This is a genomic window from Dysgonomonas sp. BGC7 (assembly GCF_001261735.1).
Taxonomy (GTDB): domain Bacteria; phylum Bacteroidota; class Bacteroidia; order Bacteroidales; family Dysgonomonadaceae; genus Dysgonomonas.
The window spans coordinates 1-25344 of record NZ_CVRP01000019.1 but is presented as its reverse complement, the minus strand read 5'-3'; the positions used below and the strand labels follow the sequence as shown (position 1 = coordinate 25344).

The 25344-nt window shown below is 34.9% G+C and carries 20 protein-coding genes and 1 tRNA gene; 14 read left to right on the top strand and 7 right to left on the bottom strand.

The genetic code is table 11. The features are described 5' to 3' along the window. The first annotated feature begins 19 nt into the window (after window positions 1–19). The gene (locus BGC7_RS15000) at window positions 20–1366 is read left to right on the top strand and encodes an MATE family efflux transporter (protein WP_050702421.1); all 1347 of its coding nucleotides are present in this window, start codon (window positions 20–22) and stop codon (window positions 1364–1366) included. A 27-nt stretch (window positions 1367–1393) separates the two neighbouring features. On the opposite strand, the gene BGC7_RS14995 is transcribed toward BGC7_RS15000, so the two are convergent. From BGC7_RS14995 to BGC7_RS14980, 4 genes are all read right to left on the bottom strand, one after another. Beyond that, a complete protein-coding gene (locus BGC7_RS14995; RefSeq protein ID WP_050702420.1) occupies window positions 1394–2419 on the bottom strand; it encodes a hypothetical protein in 1026 nt (341 codons plus the stop codon). 186 nt (window positions 2420–2605) lie between these two features. Then, entirely contained in the window at window positions 2606–5413 is a 2808-nt protein-coding gene (locus tag BGC7_RS14990; RefSeq protein WP_050702419.1) for a M16 family metallopeptidase, read from the bottom strand. A gap of 101 nt (window positions 5414–5514) precedes the next feature. Further along, a complete protein-coding gene (locus BGC7_RS14985; protein ID WP_050702418.1) occupies window positions 5515–6372 on the bottom strand; it encodes an endonuclease/exonuclease/phosphatase family protein in 858 nt (285 codons plus the stop codon). A 16-nt stretch (window positions 6373–6388) separates the two neighbouring features. Then, window positions 6389–6784, bottom strand: a complete 396-nt coding sequence (locus BGC7_RS14980) for a diacylglycerol kinase (protein ID WP_050702417.1) — start codon at window positions 6782–6784, stop codon at window positions 6389–6391. 186 nt (window positions 6785–6970) lie between these two features. Between BGC7_RS14980 and BGC7_RS14975 the strand changes: the two genes are divergently transcribed. Together BGC7_RS14975 and BGC7_RS14970 are read left to right on the top strand one after the other, a co-directional pair. Further along, a complete protein-coding gene (locus BGC7_RS14975) occupies window positions 6971–7324 on the top strand; it encodes a hypothetical protein (RefSeq protein ID WP_050702416.1) in 354 nt (117 codons plus the stop codon). A gap of 218 nt (window positions 7325–7542) precedes the next feature. Beyond that, window positions 7543–8844: a mechanosensitive ion channel family protein gene (locus BGC7_RS14970; protein ID WP_050702415.1), complete on the top strand. Its 1302-nt coding sequence runs from the start codon at window positions 7543–7545 to the stop codon at window positions 8842–8844. Between the two features lie 75 nt (window positions 8845–8919). On the opposite strand, the gene aroC is transcribed toward BGC7_RS14970, so the two are convergent. Next, the gene (gene aroC / locus BGC7_RS14965) at window positions 8920–9996 is read right to left on the bottom strand and encodes a chorismate synthase (RefSeq protein WP_050702414.1); all 1077 of its coding nucleotides are present in this window, start codon (window positions 9994–9996) and stop codon (window positions 8920–8922) included. A gap of 272 nt (window positions 9997–10268) precedes the next feature. Between aroC and BGC7_RS14960 the strand changes: the two genes are divergently transcribed. From BGC7_RS14960 to BGC7_RS14950, 3 genes are all read left to right on the top strand, one after another. Next, a complete protein-coding gene (locus BGC7_RS14960) occupies window positions 10269–11753 on the top strand; it encodes a DUF3078 domain-containing protein (RefSeq protein ID WP_050702413.1) in 1485 nt (494 codons plus the stop codon). Window positions 11754–11878: 125 nt separating this feature from the next. Then, window positions 11879–11950 (top strand) — tRNA-Met (locus BGC7_RS14955). Window positions 11951–12292: 342 nt separating this feature from the next. Then, window positions 12293–12688, top strand: coding sequence for a DUF1398 domain-containing protein (locus tag BGC7_RS14950; protein ID WP_050702412.1), 396 nt, complete (start codon window positions 12293–12295; stop codon window positions 12686–12688). A gap of 78 nt (window positions 12689–12766) precedes the next feature. Here BGC7_RS14950 and BGC7_RS14945 read toward each other — a convergent pair whose 3' ends face one another. Then, window positions 12767–13612, bottom strand: coding sequence for a TerC family protein (locus BGC7_RS14945; RefSeq protein WP_050702411.1), 846 nt, complete (start codon window positions 13610–13612; stop codon window positions 12767–12769). Window positions 13613–13950: 338 nt separating this feature from the next. Between BGC7_RS14945 and BGC7_RS14940 the strand changes: the two genes are divergently transcribed. The 4 genes from BGC7_RS14940 (at window position 13951) to BGC7_RS14925 (ending at window position 19104) form a co-directional block, all read left to right on the top strand. Continuing rightward, window positions 13951–15177: an HD domain-containing protein gene (locus BGC7_RS14940; RefSeq protein ID WP_050702410.1), complete on the top strand. Its 1227-nt coding sequence runs from the start codon at window positions 13951–13953 to the stop codon at window positions 15175–15177. Between the two features lie 189 nt (window positions 15178–15366). After that, the gene (locus tag BGC7_RS14935; protein WP_050702562.1) at window positions 15367–16680 is read left to right on the top strand and encodes an aspartate kinase; all 1314 of its coding nucleotides are present in this window, start codon (window positions 15367–15369) and stop codon (window positions 16678–16680) included. A 14-nt stretch (window positions 16681–16694) separates the two neighbouring features. Beyond that, the gene (gene lysA, locus BGC7_RS14930; protein ID WP_050702409.1) at window positions 16695–17852 is read left to right on the top strand and encodes a diaminopimelate decarboxylase; all 1158 of its coding nucleotides are present in this window, start codon (window positions 16695–16697) and stop codon (window positions 17850–17852) included. A gap of 85 nt (window positions 17853–17937) precedes the next feature. Next, window positions 17938–19104, top strand: a complete 1167-nt coding sequence (locus BGC7_RS14925) for a glycosyltransferase (protein ID WP_050702561.1) — start codon at window positions 17938–17940, stop codon at window positions 19102–19104. Here the strand turns inward: BGC7_RS14925 and BGC7_RS14920 are convergent. Then, window positions 19101–19799, bottom strand: coding sequence for an archaeosortase/exosortase family protein (locus tag BGC7_RS14920; protein ID WP_050702408.1), 699 nt, complete (start codon window positions 19797–19799; stop codon window positions 19101–19103). The two genes, BGC7_RS14925 and BGC7_RS14920, sit on opposite strands and share 4 nt — an antisense overlap. Before the next feature lie 417 nt (window positions 19800–20216). On the opposite strand from BGC7_RS14920, the gene BGC7_RS14915 reads away from it, so the two are divergent. The 4 genes from BGC7_RS14915 (at window position 20217) to nth (ending at window position 25154) form a co-directional block, all read left to right on the top strand. After that, window positions 20217–21500, top strand: coding sequence for an OmpP1/FadL family transporter (locus tag BGC7_RS14915; protein WP_050702407.1), 1284 nt, complete (start codon window positions 20217–20219; stop codon window positions 21498–21500). Between the two features lie 95 nt (window positions 21501–21595). Further along, the gene (lptC, locus tag BGC7_RS14910) at window positions 21596–22228 is read left to right on the top strand and encodes an LPS export ABC transporter periplasmic protein LptC (protein ID WP_050702406.1); all 633 of its coding nucleotides are present in this window, start codon (window positions 21596–21598) and stop codon (window positions 22226–22228) included. Between the two features lie 105 nt (window positions 22229–22333). Continuing rightward, window positions 22334–24445: a peptidylprolyl isomerase gene (locus tag BGC7_RS14905; RefSeq protein ID WP_050702405.1), complete on the top strand. Its 2112-nt coding sequence runs from the start codon at window positions 22334–22336 to the stop codon at window positions 24443–24445. 70 nt (window positions 24446–24515) lie between these two features. Next, complete coding sequence (gene nth / locus BGC7_RS14900) at window positions 24516–25154, top strand: endonuclease III (protein ID WP_050702404.1); 639 nt, start codon at window positions 24516–24518, stop codon at window positions 25152–25154. Window positions 25155–25344: the final 190 nt, after the last annotated feature.

Here is a 25344-nt window from a genome sequence, read left to right as displayed (position 1 = left end):
ACTACTTTTGTGTCCACAAATGAAAAAGTTTTTTGATAGATACAAATCCCATTACGTAGCACTTCTTCGCTTGGGACTGCCTATTGTTGTGGGACAGATAGGAATGATTATAGTCGGATTTGCCGATACTCTGATGGTGGGACATTATAATACAGAGAGTTTGTCCGCTGCGTCTTTTGCAAATAATGTATTTAATCTTACTATTATATTCGGTACAGGGTTTTCGTATGGATTGACGCCTGTTATAGGCAGCCTTTTCGGACGAAAAGAGCTTTCGGCAGCAGGGCGTATATTGAAAAACAGCCTTTGTGCCAATTCTATTATTGCTGTGTTATTGACTATTGCAATGACAATTCTTTACTTTAACATAGAGAGATTGGGGCAGCCCGAAGAACTGATGCCATTGATAAAACCCTATTATCTAACTTTACTTGCTTCTCTTTTGTTCGTAATGTTGTTTAATGGGTTTAAACAATTCGCAGATGGGATAAACAATACCCGTACAGCTATGTGGATATTGCTATGTGGTAATGTGTTTCATGTATTCAGCAATTATACATTGATCCACGGAAAATTTGGTATGCCCGAGCTTGGGCTTTTGGGTGCAGGAATAAGTACCTTGTTTTCGCGTATGATGATGTTGACTGCATTTGTTATAATATTTTTCTGTACTAAAAAATATAGTCAATATAAAGATGGATTCAAACAATCGTCTGTTAATAAAAGAGACCTCAAGAGTGTAAATAAACTGGGATGGCCTATTGCCTTGCAAATGGGAATGGAAACAGCTTCGTTCAGTCTTAGTGCCATTATGATAGGTTGGCTTGGAACTATTGCTTTGGCTGCCCATCAGATTATGGTTACTATATCTACAGTCAGTTTTATGATGTTTTATGGTATGGGTGCTGCCATAGCTGTGCGGGTGAGCAACTTTAAGGGAGCCAATGATATAGGTAATATTCGCAATACGGCATATGCTGGGGCTCATGTAATAGCTCTTATGTCTCTGACAGCTTCATGCTTGGTGTTTATATTCAGAAACGATATCGGAGGATGGTTTACTGATGATACGCAAGTGATAGCGGTAGTTGGTACTCTTATTTTCTCTTTGCTGTTATATCAGTTTAGTGATGGAATGCAAATTGCTTTCGCAAATGCATTGAGAGGGATTGCCGACGTGAAGGTTATTATGGTTATTGCTTTTGTTTCGTACTTTGTCATTGCTTTGCCAATAGGATATATATGTGGGTTTATACTTGGCTGGGGCATTCAGGGAGTCTGGGTTACGTTCCCTACGGGGCTATCTTGCGCTGCAATATTAATGTTTTTGAGATTCCGCAAATTAACGGGTAAGATCAGGTCTTGAAAGACGCAGGATGATAAAAACCCTGTATTATAAATTAAACTCTACATTGATATATAGATATTGTTCCGATTTACTTCTGTCGGGATTTATATTCCGAAAGTTCGGTGCAATTTTCAATTGTTTCATAGGACGAAACTCTATTCCAATCATCATAAGCTGTCCGTCCGAGCCATACCAAGGCGTAGTAAAGTTATCAGGAGAGGACGAGTCTGCTAAATCGTAGCGTGCAAAAGTTCTCCATTTAGGCGAACATGCTACAGATGTGTAGAATGAATATCCGAAATAATCTTTCTTTTCTATAAATCCTTTATTATAGACCCTATTGTATTCAGCACCTGCCGATATAACTTTATCTTTGTAGCCTGCAAAAAGGGATAGGGTGTATTGGTCTTTGTATTCGGAAGAAGTAACGCCTTCGGGTAATTTATCTCTTGTGCCCTCATCATCATTGTATATGTCTGCATATACTCGTAAGATTGTGTTTTTTGTGGGATGTAGATTGAGGCCGGCAGCATAGCGCATATTATTATCTTTTCGCACTTTTTTATTTCCTTCTCCATTCGTAAGACTTAGGTCGGCAGACAGAAAGTCGTTGATATTGTATTCAGCAGTTATACCCAAATCGACACTGGGTGCCATCTTATTTAAATCCTGAAAAGACTTCATTACATACCGATGCATCCAGTAGTTTTCTTGTGTGCTGAACTGCATTAGTCCGATTAATCCGACGTTTATATTGAATCCGTTATCTTTCCAGTTGATAAAAGCATTACGAAGATAGACTTCCATTCCATCAGAAGATGTTTTTCCGGCAGCTCCATCTATGATAACCTGTCCGTTAAATGTTTTTGTAAATTGATAATTATATCCTAGGAAAGCTCTGGTAATATCAAATCCTCTTTCTTTATTAGCTTCACCGAAGCCACTACTATAATCTAAAAATCCTCTGGCTATAACTCTTCCGGATGGTTTGAAAGCTAATGAGTCTTGTCCGTAGGATAATCCTATCGAGCAAATATTAAGAGAGACTATAAAAAAGAATAATCGTTTCATTGCATTTTTGTTAATTCTCTGCAAAGTAAAGATTAAAGATTTGATTGTTGCGGGAATGTGTAGTTAAGTTTACGTTAAGAATATGTGACGATATTGTAAACGAGAAAAGGCTCTGGAGGGCTTTTTTATAATAAAAAGCTGCCGAAGTTTTACTCCGGCAGCTTTAAAAAAGATAGAATGGTTATTTTATTTTTCTTTAGGATTCATGATAACTTCGATGAAGTTGTTTTGTGATATTAATTTCTGAGTCAGGTTCTTTATGTCTTCCTTAGTCAAGCCATTCACTGTCGACAGGTAATTGGAATAGTTATCCTCCCCGTAGAAATATTTAGTGTTCACAATGCTGTTCCAATAGTTATTTGTCTTTTCATCTTCTTGGAACTTCTTTACTAAATATTCTTTTACCTTCAAAAAGTCAGCATCTTCAGGACCATCTTGAGCTATTTTCTTCAGTTCTCTATCTATGATAGGAGATATAGTGGCCACTCTTTCAGGATCTGTATCAAAACTCATTTGTAGAGACGTTTGTCCTTCAGGCACACGACTGATAGCTGCTGAAACACCTACGCCGTAAGTTCCACCGGCCTCTTCCCTTACTGTACGTACATATACAATATCCAGTATTTGTTTTAGTACATTTAATGAGATTTGGTTTTTCTGGTCGCGATTAAGTGTTCCACTATATAATTCGAATACAGAAGTTTTGGGAGTTTTCATTTCTTGATCAAACGCCAGAACATATTTTCCTTTGCGAAACTCGTTACTTCTATCTTTGTATCTGATATGAATATTTCCAGCAGGGAGGGATGCCATATATTGTTCTACCAATGGTTTTAAAACATCTTCATCTATAGTACCGACAAAAGTGAAAGTAAAAGTACCCGGATTGGAGAACATCTCTTTATAGATTTCTATAATACGGTCGTAATTTAAATTTTCAGCATCTTCCAATTTCATGCTTTTCATACGAGGGTTGTTAGAGTACATGCTATACATTATAGAATCTCTCATTATTGCTGAAGGCTCATTCTGTAGATTCTTAAGCTGATTTTTTACAACATCCATCATGGTAGTATATGCTCCTTCGTCTTTACGTGGCGCAGTTAAATGCAGATAAGTAAGTTGTAGCAGTGTTTCTAAGTCCTTCATATTAGAAGAACCACTTATTCCTTGCACTGTATTGGCTATAAAAGCATTCACTTTAGCAGATTTTCCAGCTAATACCTTCTTTAAGTCGGTAGAGCTGAAATTTCCTATTCCTCCTATAGACGGAACTGAGGAAGCCATATTGGCATTGTAAATATCCTTGTCATCTATCAAAGAAGTTCCTCCGTATGCCTGTGATGTCATTAATATTTGATCATCTTTATAATCTGTCTTTTTTATGGCTATCTTCATTCCGTTCGATAGTGTCCATAAAGTAGTGCCTAGGGTATTGTCTTTTTCTGTTTTTACAATAGTGCCGGCTTTTGGCATTTTTGTAATAAGAGGTTCGTTAGATACTGTTTCCACATATGGAGTGATCTTTTCTGCAGCAACGGTATTGAAAACCGTTGTGAGATCTTCTTCTGTAGGATATTTCAGACCTTCTTTTTCGGGTCCTGTTACAGAGATTACAACATTCTTGTCATTGATAAGTTGTTTAATCATTCCATTAATAAGGTCTGCGCTGATTATGGGTGCATGTTGTTTCAAGAAGTCGTATTCGTATTCTATACCCGGAATTCCTTCATCATCAGTAAAACTCTGTACATATTCGTTTACATATTTTTCGTTCAGTTCTTTGTTCCGATTATTGTACATGTTTTCATATCTCTGTAGCATAGAGGCTTTAGCTCGTTCAACTTCGGCTTCTGTAAAACCAAAATTTTTAAGTCGTTCATTTTCTCTTATAAGGCTTGCTAATGTTTCCTGTACTTTTCCTTCTTTACTAATTGCAATAGTAGTCCATGCATCTTTAGTTTTAGAAACAAAGAAAGAGCCATCATAAGCATAAGATGCAGCAAAAGGAGCATCTGCTTTTTGCGAAATTTCCTTTAGTCGGTCAGAGAGCATAGATGAAGCTAATGATTTGCCAATACCAACCAACAATTCTGCTTGGGTTTTCTTTAGTTGTTCCGGTAATATATCGTGTTTCAGATATAGGGTTACTATTGTATTCACTGCTTCCGGATCGGTTATTATAGATACTATTGGCGCATCATTATCGGGTACAGGGAAATAGACTCTTTCGGCCGGATTCACTGGCTTGGGAATATCTGCAAACATAGACTTTATTTGGCTTTCTATTTTGTCTACATCAATATCGCCGACTACTATGATTCCTTGTAGGTCGGGTCTGTACCATTTATGATAATAATCGCGTAAGGTTTGGTAAGGAAAGTTTTCTACAACTTCCATCTTCCCGATAGGCATACGTTCTGCATATTTACTTCCTTTGAAGATAACAGGCAGCTGTTTGTCCCATATCCTCGATTGTGCACCGCTTCGTGTACGCCATTCTTCTTTGATAACCAAACGTTCTTCGTCTATCTGTTCATCTTTTAGGGCAATAAAACCCGACCAGTCATGCAATACCAGTAAGCAAGAATCTATGATAGACTGGCGCACTACCGGAACATCTGACAGATTATAGACCGTTTCGTCAAAAGATGTATAAGCATTTACATTTGCACCAAACTTTACTCCAATAGATTCCAGATAATTGAGCATTGTTTTTTTACCTGAAAAATTCTTAGTTCCGTTAAAGGCCATATGCTCAAGAAAGTGTGCCAACCCGGCCTGATTATCTTCTTCTTGCATCGATCCAACCTTTTGGGCAATGTAAAAGTCGGCTCTTTTCTCCGGATAAGCATTGTGTCTGATGTAATATGTCAGCCCATTTTGCAGTTTGCCATATCTCACTTGCGGGTCGATAGGGAGGGGTTCAGGGGCTTGTGCCTTAACTATACCGGCTAAAGCAAAGAAAGCGATTAAAATAAATGATTTTCTCATAGTAAATCGTGTTAAAAACGTTTTTTAGAGGATTGTATAGAGAGTTTACCCTATTGTTTATTCTGTTTTGATTTCTATTAGCCCGAAGGCTTACAAATATACTATTTAATCTCGATTTTAGCCATTATTGGTTTATGATCGGATACAAATATACCATCTAATTTATCAGAAAGTGTATTGTAGTTCAAGACTCTAATATTTTTACTTACAAAAATGTAGTCGATAAGAGGACGTTCTTGCATAGGTAATCGTCCGAAGTCGTGAAATGTCCATTCTGTGCCTGCTACAGATTCCGCCACAGCTTTACTATTTAATAAATAATCGCTTTTGGCCGAATCTGTTATATTCTTTATTGTTTCAGATTCGGGGGTATCGTTGAAGTCGCCTGTCAATATGATGGGTAATCCTTTTCCCAACTCCATTGCTTTCTTTAATAAAAGATTACCTCCTTCTATACGGGCAGTGAGTCCATCATTGTCGAGATGAGAATTAATTGCAAATACTTGTTTGCCTGTAGTATTATCTTTCAGTATAGCCCATGTAGCTACACGGATATATGAAGCGTCCCAACCTTTAGAGCCTGCTATTTCGGGAGTTTCACTTAGCCAGAAGTTTCCTGATTTTATTTCTGTAAATTTGGTCTTTTTATAGAATAGAGCGCAGAATTCGCCCATTTTCTTTCCGTCTTCACGACCAACTCCTATACCTGTATATTCAGGTAGCCGTTCTTTTAAGTCGTTGAACTGATTGAGCAATACTTCCTGTGTTCCTAAAATATCTATATCGTTAGTTTTAATAACTTCTGCGGCTACATCCTTTCTATATTGCCAGTTGTTTAGGCTGTCTCCCGCATGATCGAGACGGATATTAAAAGACATGACATTAATTTCTAAAGGTTTTTTTTCTGAGCATGAAATTAATGACAGGGAGATTAAGATAAAATAAATTAGCTTTTTCATTTTCTATTTGTATGTTTTATAATGCGATAAATAATAAATATAATTTAGGAAGAAAGATAATAGCGCCACAAATAACAGATATAACCGAAGCTACGAAAACGGCAGCGGCAGCCAGATCTTTTATCTTTTTTATGGCTTCGTGCCATTGAGGCGAAATGTAGTCGCAAAGGTTTTCTATAGCAGAGTTCATTATTTCAAGCCCAAACACAAGACCTACAAGCAGGCTGACAACCAGCCACTCGGTAAGTGATATATCGAGTAGGATGCCCGCTGCGATAACTAAAATTGTGATAACAACATGAATGCGAGAGTTATGTTCTTCCAGAAATAATGTCTTTAATCCGCTAAGGGCATATATGGCTGATTTTGAGCGTTTCTTAAAAGAAAATTTTTCAGACCCCTTTCTTCCCATTCTATATAGAGATTTTTAATTGTCGTATAGTATGCTAAAGTATAAAAATGTACTGTATTTTCTATCCTGTTTTAGTATGAAGATTCGTATTTAAACTTTTTTAGTAACTATTTTTTTATAAATCAAGCCAATTTTTGTTCGCCATATTCGGATTTATTAAATTTGAGAAATTTAAAAATATAGTATATGAAAAAGTTTGCTATTTTAATGCTAATCATATCTTGCTTTTGGTCGTATTCTTGTTCTTCATATGATTATGATTTGGAGAAAATGGGAGAAGCGGTACAAAGTCATTTAAAATACAGAGATGCTGATAATGGTACTATTACCAAAATAGAATACCTGAAGGCTCTTTCTTATAAAGAGGTTCCTCAAAATGAGAGAGAAAAACCGGATGAGGCATATTTGTGTAAAGTATATATAAAAGGTACTTGGGCATACATGGATAGTTATCGTATTTATAACATAGACGATACTTTGAACTGCTTCTTTACAAAAAATAAAATATTCTTACGTATAGAGGGATTCAAAGAAAGGTAGATGTTTATCTATAATTAATATACTAATTTACCAATTTAACGAGCAGATTGGGGATTAGGACAGTTGAGAAAATCGTGTAAAAGTCGTACAACTTTGTCAGGTTTTAGTTAAAATTTTATTGATAGAGTAGTGTAATCAGTTGTTCACTATTAAATTGATGATGTATTTAGGTAAGAAAACATAAACAAATATATAATATAACAAATATATAATATAATATGAATACTCAAATTGAATTAGATTCATTAACGATTTCAGTAGCTAAATGGATACGTGGTATCTTGCATAGTCTGGGAGTGCCCGAGCAGGGGGTAGAATATACATACTTAATCGTTTTATTGGTACTGGTCGTTGCTATAGTGTATGCTCTACAATTTTCGTTCAAAAGAATATTGAGCTATGCAATGAAACGTTTGGCAAAAATAACTAATCTGTCTTTTTTTGACTATACAATAAAGAATAAGTTGCCTTATTATCTTACAATGATTATACCATATTCTTTTGTAAGAGGTTCTATACCTGTTGTGTTTTATGATTTTTCTAGTTTTGTGTCTCCTCTGATAAAGTTGACAGACATTTATATGGTCTTCATGGTTATATGGATTGTGATGTCGGTTGTTAAATCACTAGCCGATGTGTTACAGGAAAAGCCTGCCTTTAAGAACAAACCGATGAAAAGCTATATTCAGGTAATATATATTATCTTTTTTATCTTCGGAGCTGTTATTATTTATTCTATTCTTACCGGTAAATCGGCTACAGCATTTTTTGCTGCTATGGGTGCGGCTTCGGCTATAATGATGTTGGTTTTTCAGGATTCTATCAAAGGCTTTGTCGGTAGTATTCAGGTTACGGCAAACAATATGGTGCAAATCGGGGATTGGATAACAATGAATAAATATGGAGCAGACGGAGATGTGGAAGAAATAAATCTTACAACAGTGAAAATACGGAACTTTGATAAAACTATAACTACTATTCCTACTTATTCTTTAATTTCCGATTCGTTCCAAAACTGGCGAGGTATGAAGGAAACGGGAGGTAGGCGATTTAAGAGAGCATTGAATATAAAACATGATACAATACGTTTTTTGACAAGCGAAGAACTAGACAGATATAAACAAATAGATGGGCTAGGGGAGTATATCAAACGAAAGGAGACAGAATATGCAAAACTCAATAAACAGGGAGATAGCGATATTCCTCTCAATGTGCATAGCATAACTAATAATGATCTTTTCTTGCAGTATGGAATCCATTATCTTCGCAATCATCCGAAGATCAATAAAAATCTCACATTGCTTGTTCGTCAGCTAGCTCCTACGGCACAAGGTTTACCTATAGAGATTTATACATTTACAGATACTACGGTATGGGCTGAATATGAAATTATTTTGTCGGAAATAATAAATCACTTGATCAGTGTTGTTAAATTCTTTGATCTTAAAATCTATGAGGAGTGCTCGGGTAGCGATAAGTATGATGTGTATTTAAGAGAACGTAAAGTTTTAGATAACTAAATAAGCTTGAGATGAGAATAAAGAAGGCTTCGGTGTAAATAGTTCCGAAGCCTTTCTTTTATCTTGTTTTTATTCTTATAAAAATGCTTTATTTATTTTACTTAACAGGAAAAAGTCGAGTATAGTCATTGCTGCCATAGCTTCTACTATAGGTACAGCACGAGGCAGTACACAAGCGTCGTGGCGTCCCCTGGCTTTTAGATCTGTGGCTTCACCTTCTTTTGTTACTGTTTGCTGATGCATTAGTATGGTTGCCACGGGCTTAAATGCTACACGGAAATATATATCCTGTCCGTTGGATATTCCGCCTTGTATTCCTCCCGAGTGATTGGTCTGTGTAGCTATTTTTCCATTGTCGTTGTAGAATACATCATTTACTTCCGATCCTCTATGGTTTACATCAAAGCCATCTCCATATTCAAATCCTTTCACAGCGTTTATGCTCAACATGGCATTGCCTAGTGCAGCATGTAGTTTCCCGAAGACGGGTTCTCCCAAGCCTACAGGCGTTCCTTTTACAACGCATGTTATAACTCCGCCGATGGTGTCGCCTTTCGATTTCACCTCCTCTATGAGCGATATCATCTCAGCAGCTTTTTGGGGATCGGGACAGCGTACAGGTGTAGATTCTATAAGGGATAGATCGTATTCGGTATATGCTTTGTCTAGCTTTATATCTGCTATTTGCGAGGCAAATGCAGTTATGTCGACACCTATCTCCTTTAGGGCGAGTTTGGCTAAAGCTCCTCCTACACATCGTGCTATTGTTTCGCGTGCAGAGGAACGTCCTCCGCCCCTGTGGTCACGTATGCCGTATTTTTGACTATAGGTGTAGTCGGCATGTGATGGACGATATATATCTTTTAGATTGTCGTAGTCGGAAGAGTGTTGGTTACCGTTTCTTATCATAAATCCTATCGGAGTACCGGTAGTCTTTCCTTCGTATATACCCGACAGAAACTCTACTTCATCTGCTTCTTTGCGGGGAGTTGTTATTTTCGATTGCCCCGGACGTCGGCGATTAAGTTCGCTTTGTATAAATTCCATATCTATGGTGATTCCGGCCGGACATCCGTCAATAACACCGCCTATTGCTGCACCGTGTGATTCGCCATAGGATGTAAGCCTAAAAATATTGCCAAATGTATTCATCTTTTGATCTTTAAATTAAAAGAGACTTTGTGTCATAAAAAATCATTTCTCTTATTTTTTATCTATATCTATATTACAAAATTACATCAAATTATTCAAAAGTTGTATAGGCATAAAAAATTAACCTGATATAAAATGTGATTTTGTTTCTATTAAGAGATTTTGCTATTGAGGCATTTAATATAATTTAAAATGAATTTTAAGATTAAATTGCTAAATTTGCAACTTATTTAAGACAATTAAATATCCTTTTGTTGAAAAAGTTAAGTAAGATGAGGCTATTAAGAATTTATTTTAGTATTACAATATTCATGTTTGTTTTTGTATCGTTAAATGCTCAGAAAACACATGATAGCAATACGAAGAAAAATAATCTTTTAAATAAGATAACAGATATTACCTCTCGAGTTAGAGAAGTGACGGTGAAGGATACTACAAAAGGTTTCTCTGCTCCGCTAAAGATAGATACAGCTTATGCAAACATCATTCATGCAGCAAATCTAGAACCTTTGCGCGACGAAAATGGTTTGTTGGTATTGGAGCCAGAGTGGACACCTTTCTCTAATGATGTGACTTTTCGAGATACAATAATCTTTGAGCCAATCTTCTTGCCTGTGGTATTTGATGGGAATATATTACCTTCAAAACTGGATTTTCTGCCTAAAGATGTTTCTTCTGCTCAATCTAAAGATTTTCACTTGATTTCTCCTGATAGTACATTTGCTCCTATATTGGACAGGGTAGAGCATACGGAGAATATGAGAAGGATGTACTACATGAATAATCCTCAGAAGGTACGACTGAATGCTCTTACTTTCAAAGGTTCGCCGGTAATAAGGGAAGAGGTTGTAGAAGCAAAAAATCCTTTCAAAGAGCTTATTTCTGCTGACAATGCAGTAGACTTTAATCGGCCGGAAATAGAAAAGGTGCAAATAAGATCTGTTTACTGGATCAAGAACGGAGAGCATGTGTTGCAATTATCTCAGAATAATTTTTCGGACAATTGGGGGAGTGACAATAACTTTAACCTTTATAGTAATCAAAAATTCACTTTTAATTATAAGAAGAAAAAAGTATCGTTTAACAACTTGATAGAATGGCGTCTGAATCTACAACAGACTCCTGCTGATAGTGTGAATAGTGTGAATATAATAGATGATTACCTGAGAACATACAGTACATTTAGTATAGATGCCTTTAAGAAATGGTCTTATTCGTCTAACCTTGAAATGAAGACGCCTTTATTGAATAAATATAAGGTAAACGATGTAAATAAGAAAAAACAGCGAGCAATATTCTCTCCTTTCGAGTTAAATCTCGGGGTCGGTATGCGTTATGCTTCAGAAACTACATCTAAAGTTGATAAATATAGAAAATTTAAAATTTCGGCAGATTTATCAGTCTTGTCACTCAATTATAAATATGTAGGTGATGAGGGAGTTGATGTAACTATGTTTGGTGTTGAGAAGAATTATAAAGATAAACTTGATTATGGTTCTACATTTAATGTGAATCTATCATATAATAGAAACAGATATACAAGCTTTACCTCCCGTATTAAATACTTTACTAATTATGAAAAAATATATGTGGAGTGTGAGAATGCTTTTAACTTTGCTCTTAACAGATATTTGTCTACAACTCTATACTTGTATGTGAAGTATGATGATGGAGTACCTCCTAGCAAGAAAGATGATAAATGGGGCTATTTCATGTATAATGAAATGTTACGTTTTGGTTTGACATATACTTGGTAAAAAAAAGTGTTCGTGTAACGTCTTTGTAATATAATAGTTAGTGCCCTTTATGAAATTAAATGTGTTATTATTCTGTATTTATTTGGAGGGTAATAATAAATTACATACTTTTGCACTCACAATATCGCGGGATGGAGCAGTGGTAGCTCGCCAGGCTCATAACCTGGAGGTCGTTGGTTCGAATCCAGCTTCCGCAACTGAGAAAAAGCAATCACATAGGTGGTTGCTTTTTTAGTTTTGATTATAATACTCGATTAAATCACGAACAACTTTCTCTTTTCCATTTTAATGATATATAATAATTGGGCACATATTAATTCTTAGAATTTTTTGTCATGGATTTATTTCAAAAAAATCATTTTTTAGTTCTTTGAACTTCTCAATTAACTCCTGATAAGTTATTTCTTACTATTATATAATCTTGTCCACGACAAGGAATATAATTTAGGCAAGAGCAAAAAGATATAAACAATTAATAGTAACTTTCTTAAACATTGCATTTGGACTTGTTGTTATATTTACATATATATTAAAATTATATGTTTACACTAGATCAAATAAAAAAATCTCATACGAAAATGGAAAGTGGGGCTGATTTTCCTCAATATATAAAGGAGTTATTCTCACTCGGTATATTGGAATATAGTATCTATGTCTATGTCTATGATGGACATGCAGAGTATAAAGGGAAAGAAGATTGTGTTATATTTTCAGAAGCTGAATATTCGGAGTTATACATTTCATCGGAAACGAATAGTAATAGGTTTAAAGATTATTTAAAGATTCATCAACAAGGTGGAACTGATTATCAGACTTTTTGTAAAAATTCTGCGGAGGCAGGTATTTATAGATGGAAAGTTGATATATTTAATAAAACTTGTACTTATTATGATAGCTCAAATAATATTATTCTAAGAGAAGAGATACCTATATAAAATTATTAAATAAAATATAAAAAGACAGTTTATTTATAAACTGTCTTTTACTTTATTCTTCAATTATAGGTTTTAATACTATTCTTGAGATATATTATTTTTATCTTCCTCTATTAGTTCAGAGTCCTTTAATTTAACCGGACTTGATTTTTTACGTAGTTTCATATTTAGGAATTCAACTAATAGAGAAAATGCAATGGCAAAATATATATATCCTTTAGGAATTTCTCCTACTGTATTTCCAAAGAAGGAGATCTGCGATAGATGTGCCGACTCCACGAGCAACATAACACCAATAAGTATCAGAAATGATAACCCGAGCATCTGTATAGTTGGATGTTCATTTACGAATTTACTTACAGGCCCCGAAAATAATAACATAATTAGTACAGCAACTATAACTGCTGTAACCATTATTGTCATAGCTCCGACATATCCGAATTCGTTGAAACTGACAAGCCCTACTGCTGTGAGTACGCTATCGAAAGAAAAAACAATATCTAATGCTACAATTTGAACGATGACTCCAATAAAGCCTGTTTTAGACTTGCCTTGTACAGAATCGCTCTCCCCTTCCAGTTTGTGATGTATTTCTGTTACACTCTTATAGAGGAGAAATAATCCTCCGATGCCAATAATAATACTTTGTCCGGATATAGAGCCGTCTAACCAAGTAGTGTCAAAAGATATTATTGGTTTGGTGAGTTTCATTAACCATGATATGCAGAATAAAAGAAGAATTCTAAAAAGCATGGCAAGCAACAACCCAATGGTTCTGGCCTTAGGCTGCTCCTTTGCGGGAAGTTTGGATGACATGATAGACAGAAAAACGATATTGTCTATCCCCAATACTATTTCGAGAAAAGCCAGAGTGAGAAGAGCTATCCAGGCACTTGGCAAAAGAAAGGTTTCTAGAATTTCCATTTGTTTTTGGTGACAAAATTAATAAAGAAATTGTCACGTGTGGAGATTATCCCTTTTTTTCTAAATATTCTTTGATAACAGTATTGCGATCAGTTCTCCTTATTCTTAAAAGGTACTCGATTCTTAAAAGAATCTTTTTAAATTTGTCTCTCATTATCTAATAATTGATACAAAGATAATTATTCATTTTATTCAAAAATCCAATTTTAATTTTCTTTTTGTTTAATTAGAATATGTCCTCAATATTTAAGAAAACATTTCTCTCCCCGATATAGTTCATGTAAAGTTTAATGTTTTTATGAGTACCTTTGTTATTAAGTAATTTGCACTAAATCTATATGAGCATAAAGAAGAAAATTATAAATGATCCTGTCTTTGGTTTTATTACTATACCAAACAGTTTCTTATACGATCTTATTCAACATCCATATCTTCAACGTTTAAACCGTATAAAGCAATTGGGCTTAGCTTCTTTTGTATATCCGGGTGCGCAACATACACGTCTTCATCATTCTATTGGAGCTATGTATCTGATGAATGAAGCTATAAACAATCTGCGAAGTAAAGGGCACGATATTACCATCGAAGAGGCTAATGGGGCTATGGCTTGCATTCTTCTTCACGATGTAGGACATGGACCGTTCTCCCATGTTCTGGAGCATACGCTTATGAATGGTATACACCATGAAGAGCTGTCTTTGGCTCTGATGGAATCCCTGAATAAAGAAATGAATGGAGAACTGGATATTTGTATATCTATATTTAAAGATGAATACCCTAAGCGATTTTTACATCAGTTGGTTAGTGGACAATTAGATGTGGATCGTTTAGATTATCTTCGTCGTGATAGTTTCTTTACAGGAGTAACAGAAGGAAATATAGGTTCGGCTCGTATTATTAAAATGCTCGACTTGCGGAACGACAGGCTTGTCGTAGAAGCGAAAGGTATCTATTCTATTGAGAATTTTTTGATGTCTCGTCGGCTTATGTATTGGCAAGTCTATCTGCATAAGACTGCTGTTGCAGCCGAGAAAATGATGATAAGTACATTGGCAAGGGCAAAGTTTTTGAAAGGGAAGGGCCTAACTATTTTCGCTTCCCCATCCTTGTTGTATTTTCTTGAGAATGAAATAGAGAAAAATTTCTTTGTAACGCATAAAGAAGAAGTTCTCCGGCATTTTGTAAATCTGGATGATAATGATATTTGGTGTGCGATGAAAGTCTGGACTGATAATACAGATGTTGTGTTGTCGAAATTGAGTTCTTGTCTTATAAATAGAAAGCTGTTTAAAATAGAAATAGCTAATGAACCTATGTCTCAGAACCAGATAAATGAATATGTTGATTTGTATAAACGACAATTCGGTATAACGGAAGATGAGGCATCATATTTTTATTCTTCCGATCTTGTCTATACTAATATGTATAATGAAGTAGATGATAGTATTGATATTCTTTATAATGATGGTACAATAAAAGATATATCAGAGGCATCTGATATGTTGAATATTCAACTGTTGTCGAAGAAAGTAGAGAAACACTATTTTGCTTACCTGAGACTTTAATTTAGTACTTTATAGGACTAAAAGAAAAAAAGTGAAATTCTCAAATATAGGATATTGAAAACATTAAGTAATTGTCTGCTGTTTTATTTAGTAAAAATACTATATGATTTTAAATATATGTATTAATCTGAAAATTATGCTCAATTTTTTTGTATTTTTGCATCTCGTCAGACTTAAATATAGATGAATATGAAGATTCTTAAATTTGGTAGTGCTTCTATAGCTACAGCAGAAAAAATAAAGAATGTAGGAACTATAGTAAAGAACGGTTCTAACAATATTATAGTTTTATCATCGATGCGTGGTACGGCTGAGGCTTTGACCGAAGTTTCTGACTACCTATATAAGAAGAATCAAGAAGGAGCTGTTGAAATAATAAATAAACTGGAGAAACAATATAGAGAGCTTATCTCATCTCTTTTTTCTGATGCAAATTTTAAGCAACAAGCAGAAGCTGTTATTACAACCAAATTCGATTATATAAGAACTTTCACAAAAGACCTTTTTACTCTTTTCGAAGAGCGAGTGGTGATGGCTCAGTCCGAATTGATCAGTTCGGAATTGTTCTATCTGTATCTGCTGGAACAAAAAGTAAAAGTCGCTCTTATTCCGGCTTTGGACTTTATGCGTACGGATAAAAACAGTACTCCTGATCCAGTTTATATTAAAGAAAAGTTGATGTCAACATTAGCTACAGTAAAGGATGCTGACTTATATATTACTCAAGGTTATATTACACGTAGTGCATACGGAGAGATAGATGATCTTCGTAAGGGTGGAAGTGACTATACTGCCTCTCTGATAGGAGTTGCTGTGAATGCCGAAGAAATACAGATATGGGCAGACGTAGATGCTATGCAGAATAATGATCCCCGCTATGTAAAAGGAACTAAGGCAATACCACAGCTAAATTTTGACGAAGCAGCCGAACTTGCTTATTTTGGAATTAAAATATTGCATCCGTCTAGCATTCTTCCTGCCAAATTGGCCAATATACCAGTTTGCCTAAAGAATACAGAATATCCGGATGCTATAGGAACTGTTATATCTAATAATACAGAAGCACGCGCTATAAAAGCTGTAGCAGCTAAAGATAATCTGACAGCTATTAAAATAAAATCCGGAAAAATGCTTTTAGCTCATGGGTTTTTACGCCGGGTTACAGAAGTATTCGAGAATTACCAAACAGCCATAGATATGTTAGCCACGTCCGAAATAGGTATTTCTCTTACAATTGACGATAATAAGAACCTTGATCTCATTGTAAATGATCTTAAGAAATATGGAACAGTGTCTACAGATACCGATATGGTTATTATTTCTGTTATAGGAGACTTAGAGTCTGATGATGCTAGTTTTGCTTCTAATATATTGAACGCCGTAAAGGGCATATCTGTGAAAATGATCTCTTATGGAGGCAGTAAATACAATTTTTCGTTTTTGATACAACGAGCAGATAAAGAGAGAACATTACAAATATTAAATGATAAATTGTTTAATTAATTTAAAGATATCCAATGACAAAAGGAAATTTTCCTGTTGATAAACTAAAAGGTATAGAAACTCCTTTTTACTATTATGATATGGAGTTGCTGAAAAAAACTCTAAAAATAGTAAAGGAAGAAACAAAAAAATATGGTTTTATACAGCACTATGCCATTAAAGCAAATGCTAACAAGCGAATTCTGGAATTAATCGCTTCCGAAGGATTTGGTGCAGATTGTGTAAGCGGCAATGAAGTGAAAGCGGCAGTAAATGCAGGATTTCCTGCCTCTAAGATTGTTTTTGCAGGAGTTGGTAAGACTGATAAGGAGATTAATTTGGCTCTTGATCTTAATATCTTTTGTTTCAATGTAGAATCATTACCTGAGCTGGAAGTAATAAATGAACTTGCAGGAAAAAAAGGCAAACTGGCACAAGTAGCTATACGTATCAATCCGAATGTTGATGCTCATACTCATGAATATATAACTACAGGGCTTAATGAGAATAAATTTGGCTTTGGTCTGGAACATCTGGAAAATGTTGTAGAAGTACTGAAATCACTTAAGCATATAAAACTAATGGGTGCCCATTTTCATATAGGGTCTCAGATTGAAGATATTAGTGTGTTTGAGCCTCTATGTAAGAAAGTAAATGAATTACAAGACTTTTTTGAAGCACAAGATATAAAGCTGGAACATATTAATATGGGTGGTGGACTTGGAATAGACTATGAAGATCCTGATAAAAACCCTATACCTGATTTTGCAGATTATTTTGCATTGTTCCACAAAAATCTAAAACTAAGAGATGGACAGATTGTTCATTTCGAATTAGGTCGCTCTATTGTTTGTCAATCAGGAACATTGGTTACTCGCACTACTTATGTAAAGCGTGGAGAAACCAAGACTTTTGTTATCTTAGATGCAGGTATGACAGATCTGATACGCCCCGCATTATATCAGGCTTATCATAAAGTTGAAAATATATCTTCCGATCTTCCTTTAGCAAAATATGATGTAGTAGGGCCTATTTGTGAGTCATCGGATGTTTTTGTGAAAGACTATTCTTTGAACGAAACGAGAAGAGGCGATATCCTCATATTGCGTTCAGCAGGTGCATACGGAGAAATAATGGCATCGCAGTATAATTGCCGCGAGTTGCCAAAAGCTTATTATTCTGATAAAATCTGAAATTAATAACTTATATATACGCTAAGGGTCATGTGAATATATGGCTCTTAGTTTTTTACAGACTCTCAAAATCTATAATTCCGAAATGCTTGAGCAAATATTATCTTATTTTGTATTTAATGATATAGAAATAGTAGGCCTATCGGTAGTTCTGCTGTCATTTGTAATACAAATGTGGTTTTATTTTATATATTATAAGAAGCCGTATTCTTTTGCAAAAAAAGAAGTTCGGGCAGGGAATGTGTCAAATACATCGAAGCCAAAGGTGTCGGTTATTATAGCTTCGGAAAATGAAGTGGATGAGTTGAAAGAAAACCTCCCATTGATCCTTGAACAGGATTATCCGGATTATGAGGTTATAGTTGTAAATAATGGTTCAACCGACGAGAGTGATGAATTGTTGATATCACTCAATACTCAATACTCTCATCTATATCATACCTATGTTCCCGGTTATTCGATAGATACTCAGTTTGGACGAAGGAAGCTTGCATTTACTATCGGTATAAAGGCCGCAAAAGGAGATATTCTTTTATTTATAGAACCATATTCCAAACCGGTTTCCGATAAATGGATCTCGACTATGGTCGGAAGTTTGGCAGAGGATAAAGATGTTGTGCTTGGGTATTCATTTTATAAGAATAATTATAAGTTTTATAATAGAGTAGCTCGTTTCGATAATCTATTATTCAGTTTGCAATATCTATCAAGTGCAATCAAGAAGAAAGGCTATACAGGCACATACCGCAATATTCTGTTTCGCAAGAATCTCTTCTTTGAAAGAAAGGGGTTTGCTTCATGTTTGGGAGCTGAGAATGCAGAAGATGTGTTTATAAACCGAATAATAGATGGAGACAATACTGTCGTTGCAATATCACAGGATAGTTTTGTGGAGACACATATAGAGCGTTTTTCTGTTTGGAAACAGATTAAAAAGTCATATTCATTAGCTAAATCATTTTATAAAAGTAAAGCGCCTTTCTTTTTTAGTATAGAGAGTTCTACGCGTTATATATTTTATATTGTTGCTGTTATATCTATGGGTTATAGTGTAATATTACAAAATTGGGCTTTGCTGGGGATATTTGCTTTTCTGTTTTTATTCAGGCTTATTGTACAGCTAATCTTATTGAACAAATCTGCAAAATATTTCTGTTCAGGGAAATTTTATTTTTCCTTGCTTCTATTAGATATATTACAACCTATCTATAATATGAACTTCAGAACAAGGCATAGAAGAGGGTGGCACTAATCAGATTCTTTTACAGATCTTTTTTTACTGTCAGCTTTTCTTATCTTCTCTTCCCATATCAACCACAATAAAAAGATAACTCCATCGTAGTATATCCACTTAAATACATCGCGATGGAATATGTTGAACCAGTCTTTGTAAAAAACAAGGTAACATTCTTTTGTGTTTTCCCAAATGCGATTGTTGTACCATTCATTAAGGGGGATAAACCAATCGGGGTAGGGGTTCTTAATTATGATAAATATAATAGCAAGTCTTACTATATTTATTATCACCAATATTATCAAAGATAGAGGAATGTACCACAATTTCTTTTTTCTGGGTCCAAAGTAGAATAGCATTATGAACGAAAACATGAATAGCTGTTTCAGTCCTGTGCAGCCCCATATAATATCTATTTGGATAGAACCTTCGAAATAGAGAGTTATTCCGTTGATTAAATGGAAATCTTTATATCCCAATAGATTGTGTAAAACCCAGTAAACAGTTTCTGCAGTCCAATGATTAATGCCTTCGGTATAAGAGGTAAGGTCCTTGCCCAATATCAAGAGTACTCTTTCATCTTCGCCTTGGTGTACACATAGTTTCCAAAGAAATTCGAATATGAGAAACAGACATAAAAACCATACAATGTTTCTGAATGGTTTTAATTGCTCCCCAAAGGTCTTTTTGCTTTTTTCTATTATTGTATTCATTAAATTAAAAGCGAACACAAAGATATGAAAATAAGGTAAATTAATCTTTTGAGGAGAAAAAAAATATGACATTTTACGCAAATAGTCGGTTTACTGAGTTTTTTTAATTTACTTTGCACAGATTTATACAGTTTATATGGTTGTCGCAGGTAAAATATTAATATATGTGATAATACAATGCTGTTTTGATAAAGCATAAACTGTTGGCTAAGAATATTCTGGACAAATAATAATAATAATTGTTGGATTCAGCTAAGAATGAAGGATGTGTAAGTTTTTTATTTTATAAATAATAATTCTTTGTTTTTTTTGTTTATAGTTAGGTGAGACGCCAATAAATACTTAAGAGTACAAGGATTGTGCAAATAAGAATATGTTGATGTCTGGAAAAGGATTTAAACCGTATATAAAATTATAATGTTAAAGATCAAGAAACTTCTTTTTATAGCCTTATTGGCTTCTGTAATAGGCTCATTGAGTGCACAAACAGATTCACCTTATAGTAGATATGGTTACGGTGTATTGAGAGACAAAGCTGTAGGCCCGTCAAAATCGATGGGGGGAATAGGCTACGGGTTAAGGAATAGCCAAAGTGCTAATCCTTTAAATCCTGCTTCATATTCCAGGGTAGACTCTCTTACTTTTCTATTCGATATAGGTGTTTCTGCTACATTTGGCAAAATGAGTGACGCAAGCGGTTCGGAGAATAAAACAACAGGAGGACTTGATTATATTACAATGTTAGTGCCTTTAAAGAAGGGATTGGGGTTCAGTTTTGGAGTTCTTCCTTTTTCGTCTTTAGGTTATAAATTTGGCACAAGTGATACCAGTGGACCGGTGCCTAATAGTCAGTCTTTCTCAGGAACAGGCGGGCTTAGTCAGGTATATGCTGGTATAGGATATTCTACACCGTTGAAAGGATTATCCGTTGGAGCTAATGTTTCTTATCTATTTGGTACACTCGAGTATAATAAAAATCTAACATTAGTGAGTCCTGCATATTCATCTGTAGATGTTACAGAACTATCCATTAAGGCTGCCCAATTCGATTTAGGGATACAATATGAATTGCCATTGTCTAAAACAAAGAAGCTTACAATAGGTGCAGTATATTCTCCTAAGATTAACTCTAAAGCTGACTACGTAAATATGCATTATGATATAGCATCGACTGTGTTGGGTGATACTACCAGACACAATAGTATAGATGCTGGTATTCCTGATACATACGGGTTAGGTTTTACAATGGCTCATGGTAATAAATTAGTCTGGGGTGCAGATGCTACATATCAGAGATGGTCTGATGTGAAATTTCCTGCATACATGAATGATGGTTTAGATAATTCAAATCGTTTTAATGATAGGTGGAAATATAATATAGGAGCCGAGTATATGATCGATCCTTATGACAGAAGTTTCTTTAAGAAAATAAAATTCAGAGGAGGGCTTAATTATAGCAATTCATATATGAATGTTAAAGCCGGAAATAATATTGATGGTTATAAAGAATATGGTGCCACATTGGGATTTGGTCTGCCTATTAAGGATAATTTAGGACAAAGAGTTTCATATATAAATCTTAATTTCGAGTATAAGAAACTTAAACCGAAATTGAGTAATATGGTTAATGAGGAATATTTTGGTATATCTTTAAATGTTAATATCAATGAGTTCTGGTTCTTCCGACGCAAAGCAGAATAAACAAAAACTAAATAAAACAAACAACCTCAATTTCTGAAATTGAGGCTTAGTTTTTTAGATAAGATTGGAGATAAATGTCGGAGATCTAGTAAATAATGAAATCGGTACAACGGAAAATATGTTTATTCGGAATGGTATTGCTAATGTTTTCCATACCATTTATATTTGCTTCTTGTGGTCAAGAAACAAAATCTTCTGTTAATCTTAAGTTCGATCCGGAAACAGTCCCTACAATTAATACAGATAGTGTAACTATGCTGATTTCCGATTCAGGAATGATCAGGTATAAAGTAATAACTAAAACATGGGAGATCTTTGATCAGGCAAAAGATCCATATTCTTATTTTCCCGATAAAGTTTATTTAGAGCAATTTGATACCTCATTCCATGTTGTGGTGACAGTGAAAGCTGATACTGCGTGGAATTTCTCAAGACGTAAACTGTGGAGATTAAAAGGGAATGTGTTTGTTCGTAATATATTGAATGAAACCTTTTCAAGCGATGAGCTATATTGGGATCAGCAGAAAGAGAAGATCTATTCGGATAAGTTTGTAGAGATCAATCGTCCTGAAAAAGGTATGCTTCGAGGCAAAGGTGGGTTTGAAGCTAATCAGCAGATGACGGAATACGAATTTAAGGATGTAGGAGATACTCCTGCAGGGAAAACAGTTATATATGTAAATGAAAATAAAGAGGGAGAAGAGGCCGGAAAAGAAAAAAAAGAATAGTTGTTCAATTATGAACGAAATTTAATCTCTATTTATTATCTTCGTGCCCTGAATATGTTTTAAGTAAATTAGAAAACAAAATATAAAGTATTAATAATTTTTTAGATGGCTGCATTACAGAAAATCAGAAGCAAATCCAGTCTGTTGGTAGGTATAATTGCTGTAGGACTGTTGGCTTTCGTAATCCCTTGGGGCGAAGTGACGACATTTGTTAATAAAATGAGAGATAAAGCCTTTGTTGTGAACGGGACAGTTGTTACAACAGGTGAATATGCAAAAAGAATAACCGAATGGGAAAGCTTCCAGAAGTCAATGTCTGGACAGAATTCTTTAGATGAGTTTGCTTCTTCTCAAATTCGAGAGTTAGTTTATCAGCAAATGGTAAAAGAAATAATGCTCGATGAAGAGTGTGATAAATTAGGCTTAACGGTTACAAAACAAGAACTTGAAGATATGGTATATGGCCAGACTCAGAATCTGAGCCCTGTATTGTTTCAGATTTTCGGAAACCCTCAAACTGGTCAGATAGACAGAGATGGCTTGAATCAGTTTTTATCTAATATAAATCTTGATCCGAAAACATTACCGGAACAACAAGCCGCTCAGATTGTAGCAAATAGAGAGGTTTGGTCTTTTATTCAAAATATGATGAAATATCAGCGTTTAGAAGAAAAGTATTCATCTCTTGTTGCCGGTTCTCTTTTGGCAAGTAATACTGAGGCTAAAGCTGTATACGAAGACTCTAAAAATATAGCAGATATAGCATATGTAGTTCAGAGATATTCTTCTATTTCCGATTCTACAGTACAAGTAGATAATAAGGAAATTAAAGCTTTATACGATTTACGTAAAAGTAACTATAAGCTAGAAACAGAGCTTCGTAAAGTATCATATTTTATAAAAGAAGTTGTACCTAGCGATGAAGATTTTGCTGTAGTAGAAAATGAAATGAATGCAGTTCATGAAAAACTTGTAACAGCAGAAAATCCTGCGACGCTGGTTAGTGAATATTCTGCAGTGCCATATGTTGATGCATTTGCATCAGCATCTACTCTTCCTGCTGATACAAGAAGCTTTGCTCAGTCTGCTTCTATAGGCGAAGTATACGGCCCTGCCCGTAACGGACAAGCATATATAATGTATAAACTTGTTGACAAAACAGTTGCAGCAGATTCTGTAAAATTACAGATTATCCCTATGCCTCAAGGACTTGATTTAGCTTCTTCCACTCATTTAGCAGATAGTTTGCTATCTGTTGTCAAAGGAGGTAAAGATTTTGCAACAGTGGCTAATGAAGTTATGCCTGGCTCTAATGGAGGTGAACTAGGGTGGATGACAGAAATGATGTTATCTAGTGCTGGTATCGGAAAAGAATGTTTTGCTGCATCAGTAGGAGACGTATTGAAACTAAATATAGGAGGCATCACTCAATTGATTCGTATTCAGGAAAAAACAAAACCTGTGTCGAAAGTGAAATTGGCAGTTATCCAAATGCCTGTAATAGTAAGTGATAAAACTCAGAATTTATTAGATAATGAATTAAATCAGTTTGTTTCAGAAAACAGTAATACTGAGACTTTCGATAATGCTGCACAAGCTAAAGGTTATAGTGTAGTATCTAATGCGATATTATCACCATCAGAAATGGCTTTGGGACAAGCAACTGGGACACGTCAGGTTATTCATTGGGCATTTAATAATAAAGTGGGAACTATCCATAAGTTTGAGGCTTCTGATAAGCGTATCATTGCTATTATCAAGTCTGAGATTAAAGGTGATTATATGCCAATGTCTGAAGTGTCTTCGGCTTTGAAGGCAGAGTTGATTAATGATAAAAAAGCTGAAAAGATAATTGCAGATCTTAAATCTAAAAATCTGAATTCATTAGAAGCATGCGCCGAAGCAGTTTCAGGAAAGGTAGATACTGTTAAATTTGTTACCTTCCAAACTAATACAATATCAGGTATTGGATATGAACCGATAATGAATGTATTTTCTAAAACCGGACAAATTAATAAACTAGAGTCTCCGCAGAAGGGGAAGATGGGGGTTTATGTATTAAGCCTTGCTGCTAAAGAAACGGATTCGAAAGAATTTAATTCACAGCAAACAAAAGAGGGTATAAAACAAAACAACTTCTATCAAACAATGTCTCAGGCCTTAAGTGTTTTAAGACAAAAAATGAATGTAGAAGATAACAGAGTGAAATTTTGGTAATTATTTTTTTACTATATTTAAAGTCCCTTACAGCACACTCTGTAAGGGACTTGTTTTTTAAGCATCCTTTATGACAAAAAAAGAACGATACAAAAAAGTAATAGAGTGGTTTGAACTTCAAATGCCTCAAGCAGAGACAGAGTTGCATTACGACAACCCTTTTCACCTCCTTATAGCAGTAATCCTTTCTGCTCAGTGTACAGATAAACGAGTAAATATGGTAACACCTGCTTTGTTTAAAGCTTTTCCTGTACCGGAGGTTATGGCAGCTTCATCTCAGGATGAAGTATATGAGTATATAAAAAGCATTTCATATCCAAATAACAAAGCAAAGAACCTTATTGGTATGGCTAAGAAGGTTATGAGCGATTTTAAGGGGCAAATTCCGGATACATTGGAGGAGTTGGAGTCTATACCTGGTGTTGGTCGCAAAACGGCAAATGTGATGCTTATTGTGGCTTTCGGTAAGCCTGCTATGCCTGTTGATACGCATGTATTTCGTGTAGCTAATAGAATCGGATTGACAGATAATTCGAAAAATCCGGAACAAACAGAGAAAGAGCTTGTAAAATATATACCTCAGAAATATCTTTCGCGAGCTCATCATTGGTTGATCTTGCATGGTAGGTATATTTGTCAAGCTCGAAAACCGAAGTGTGAAGAGTGTGGTTTAGTTGCATACTGCAAATATTTTTTAAACCATCATTAATTATTTTATAATTAATTGAAGTTGGAATTAACGTTCCTCGCCTGACTTCATCAGTCTGTATTAAATTTTTTTTGTTTTGAAAGTTGTTCATTTATAGTATATTGTTTGGATGGTTGGAAAAAAGATTAAAAATAGTTTGGATAATATTTGGAATTGGTGAATAATTGTGTTTATCTTTGCACCCGCTTTG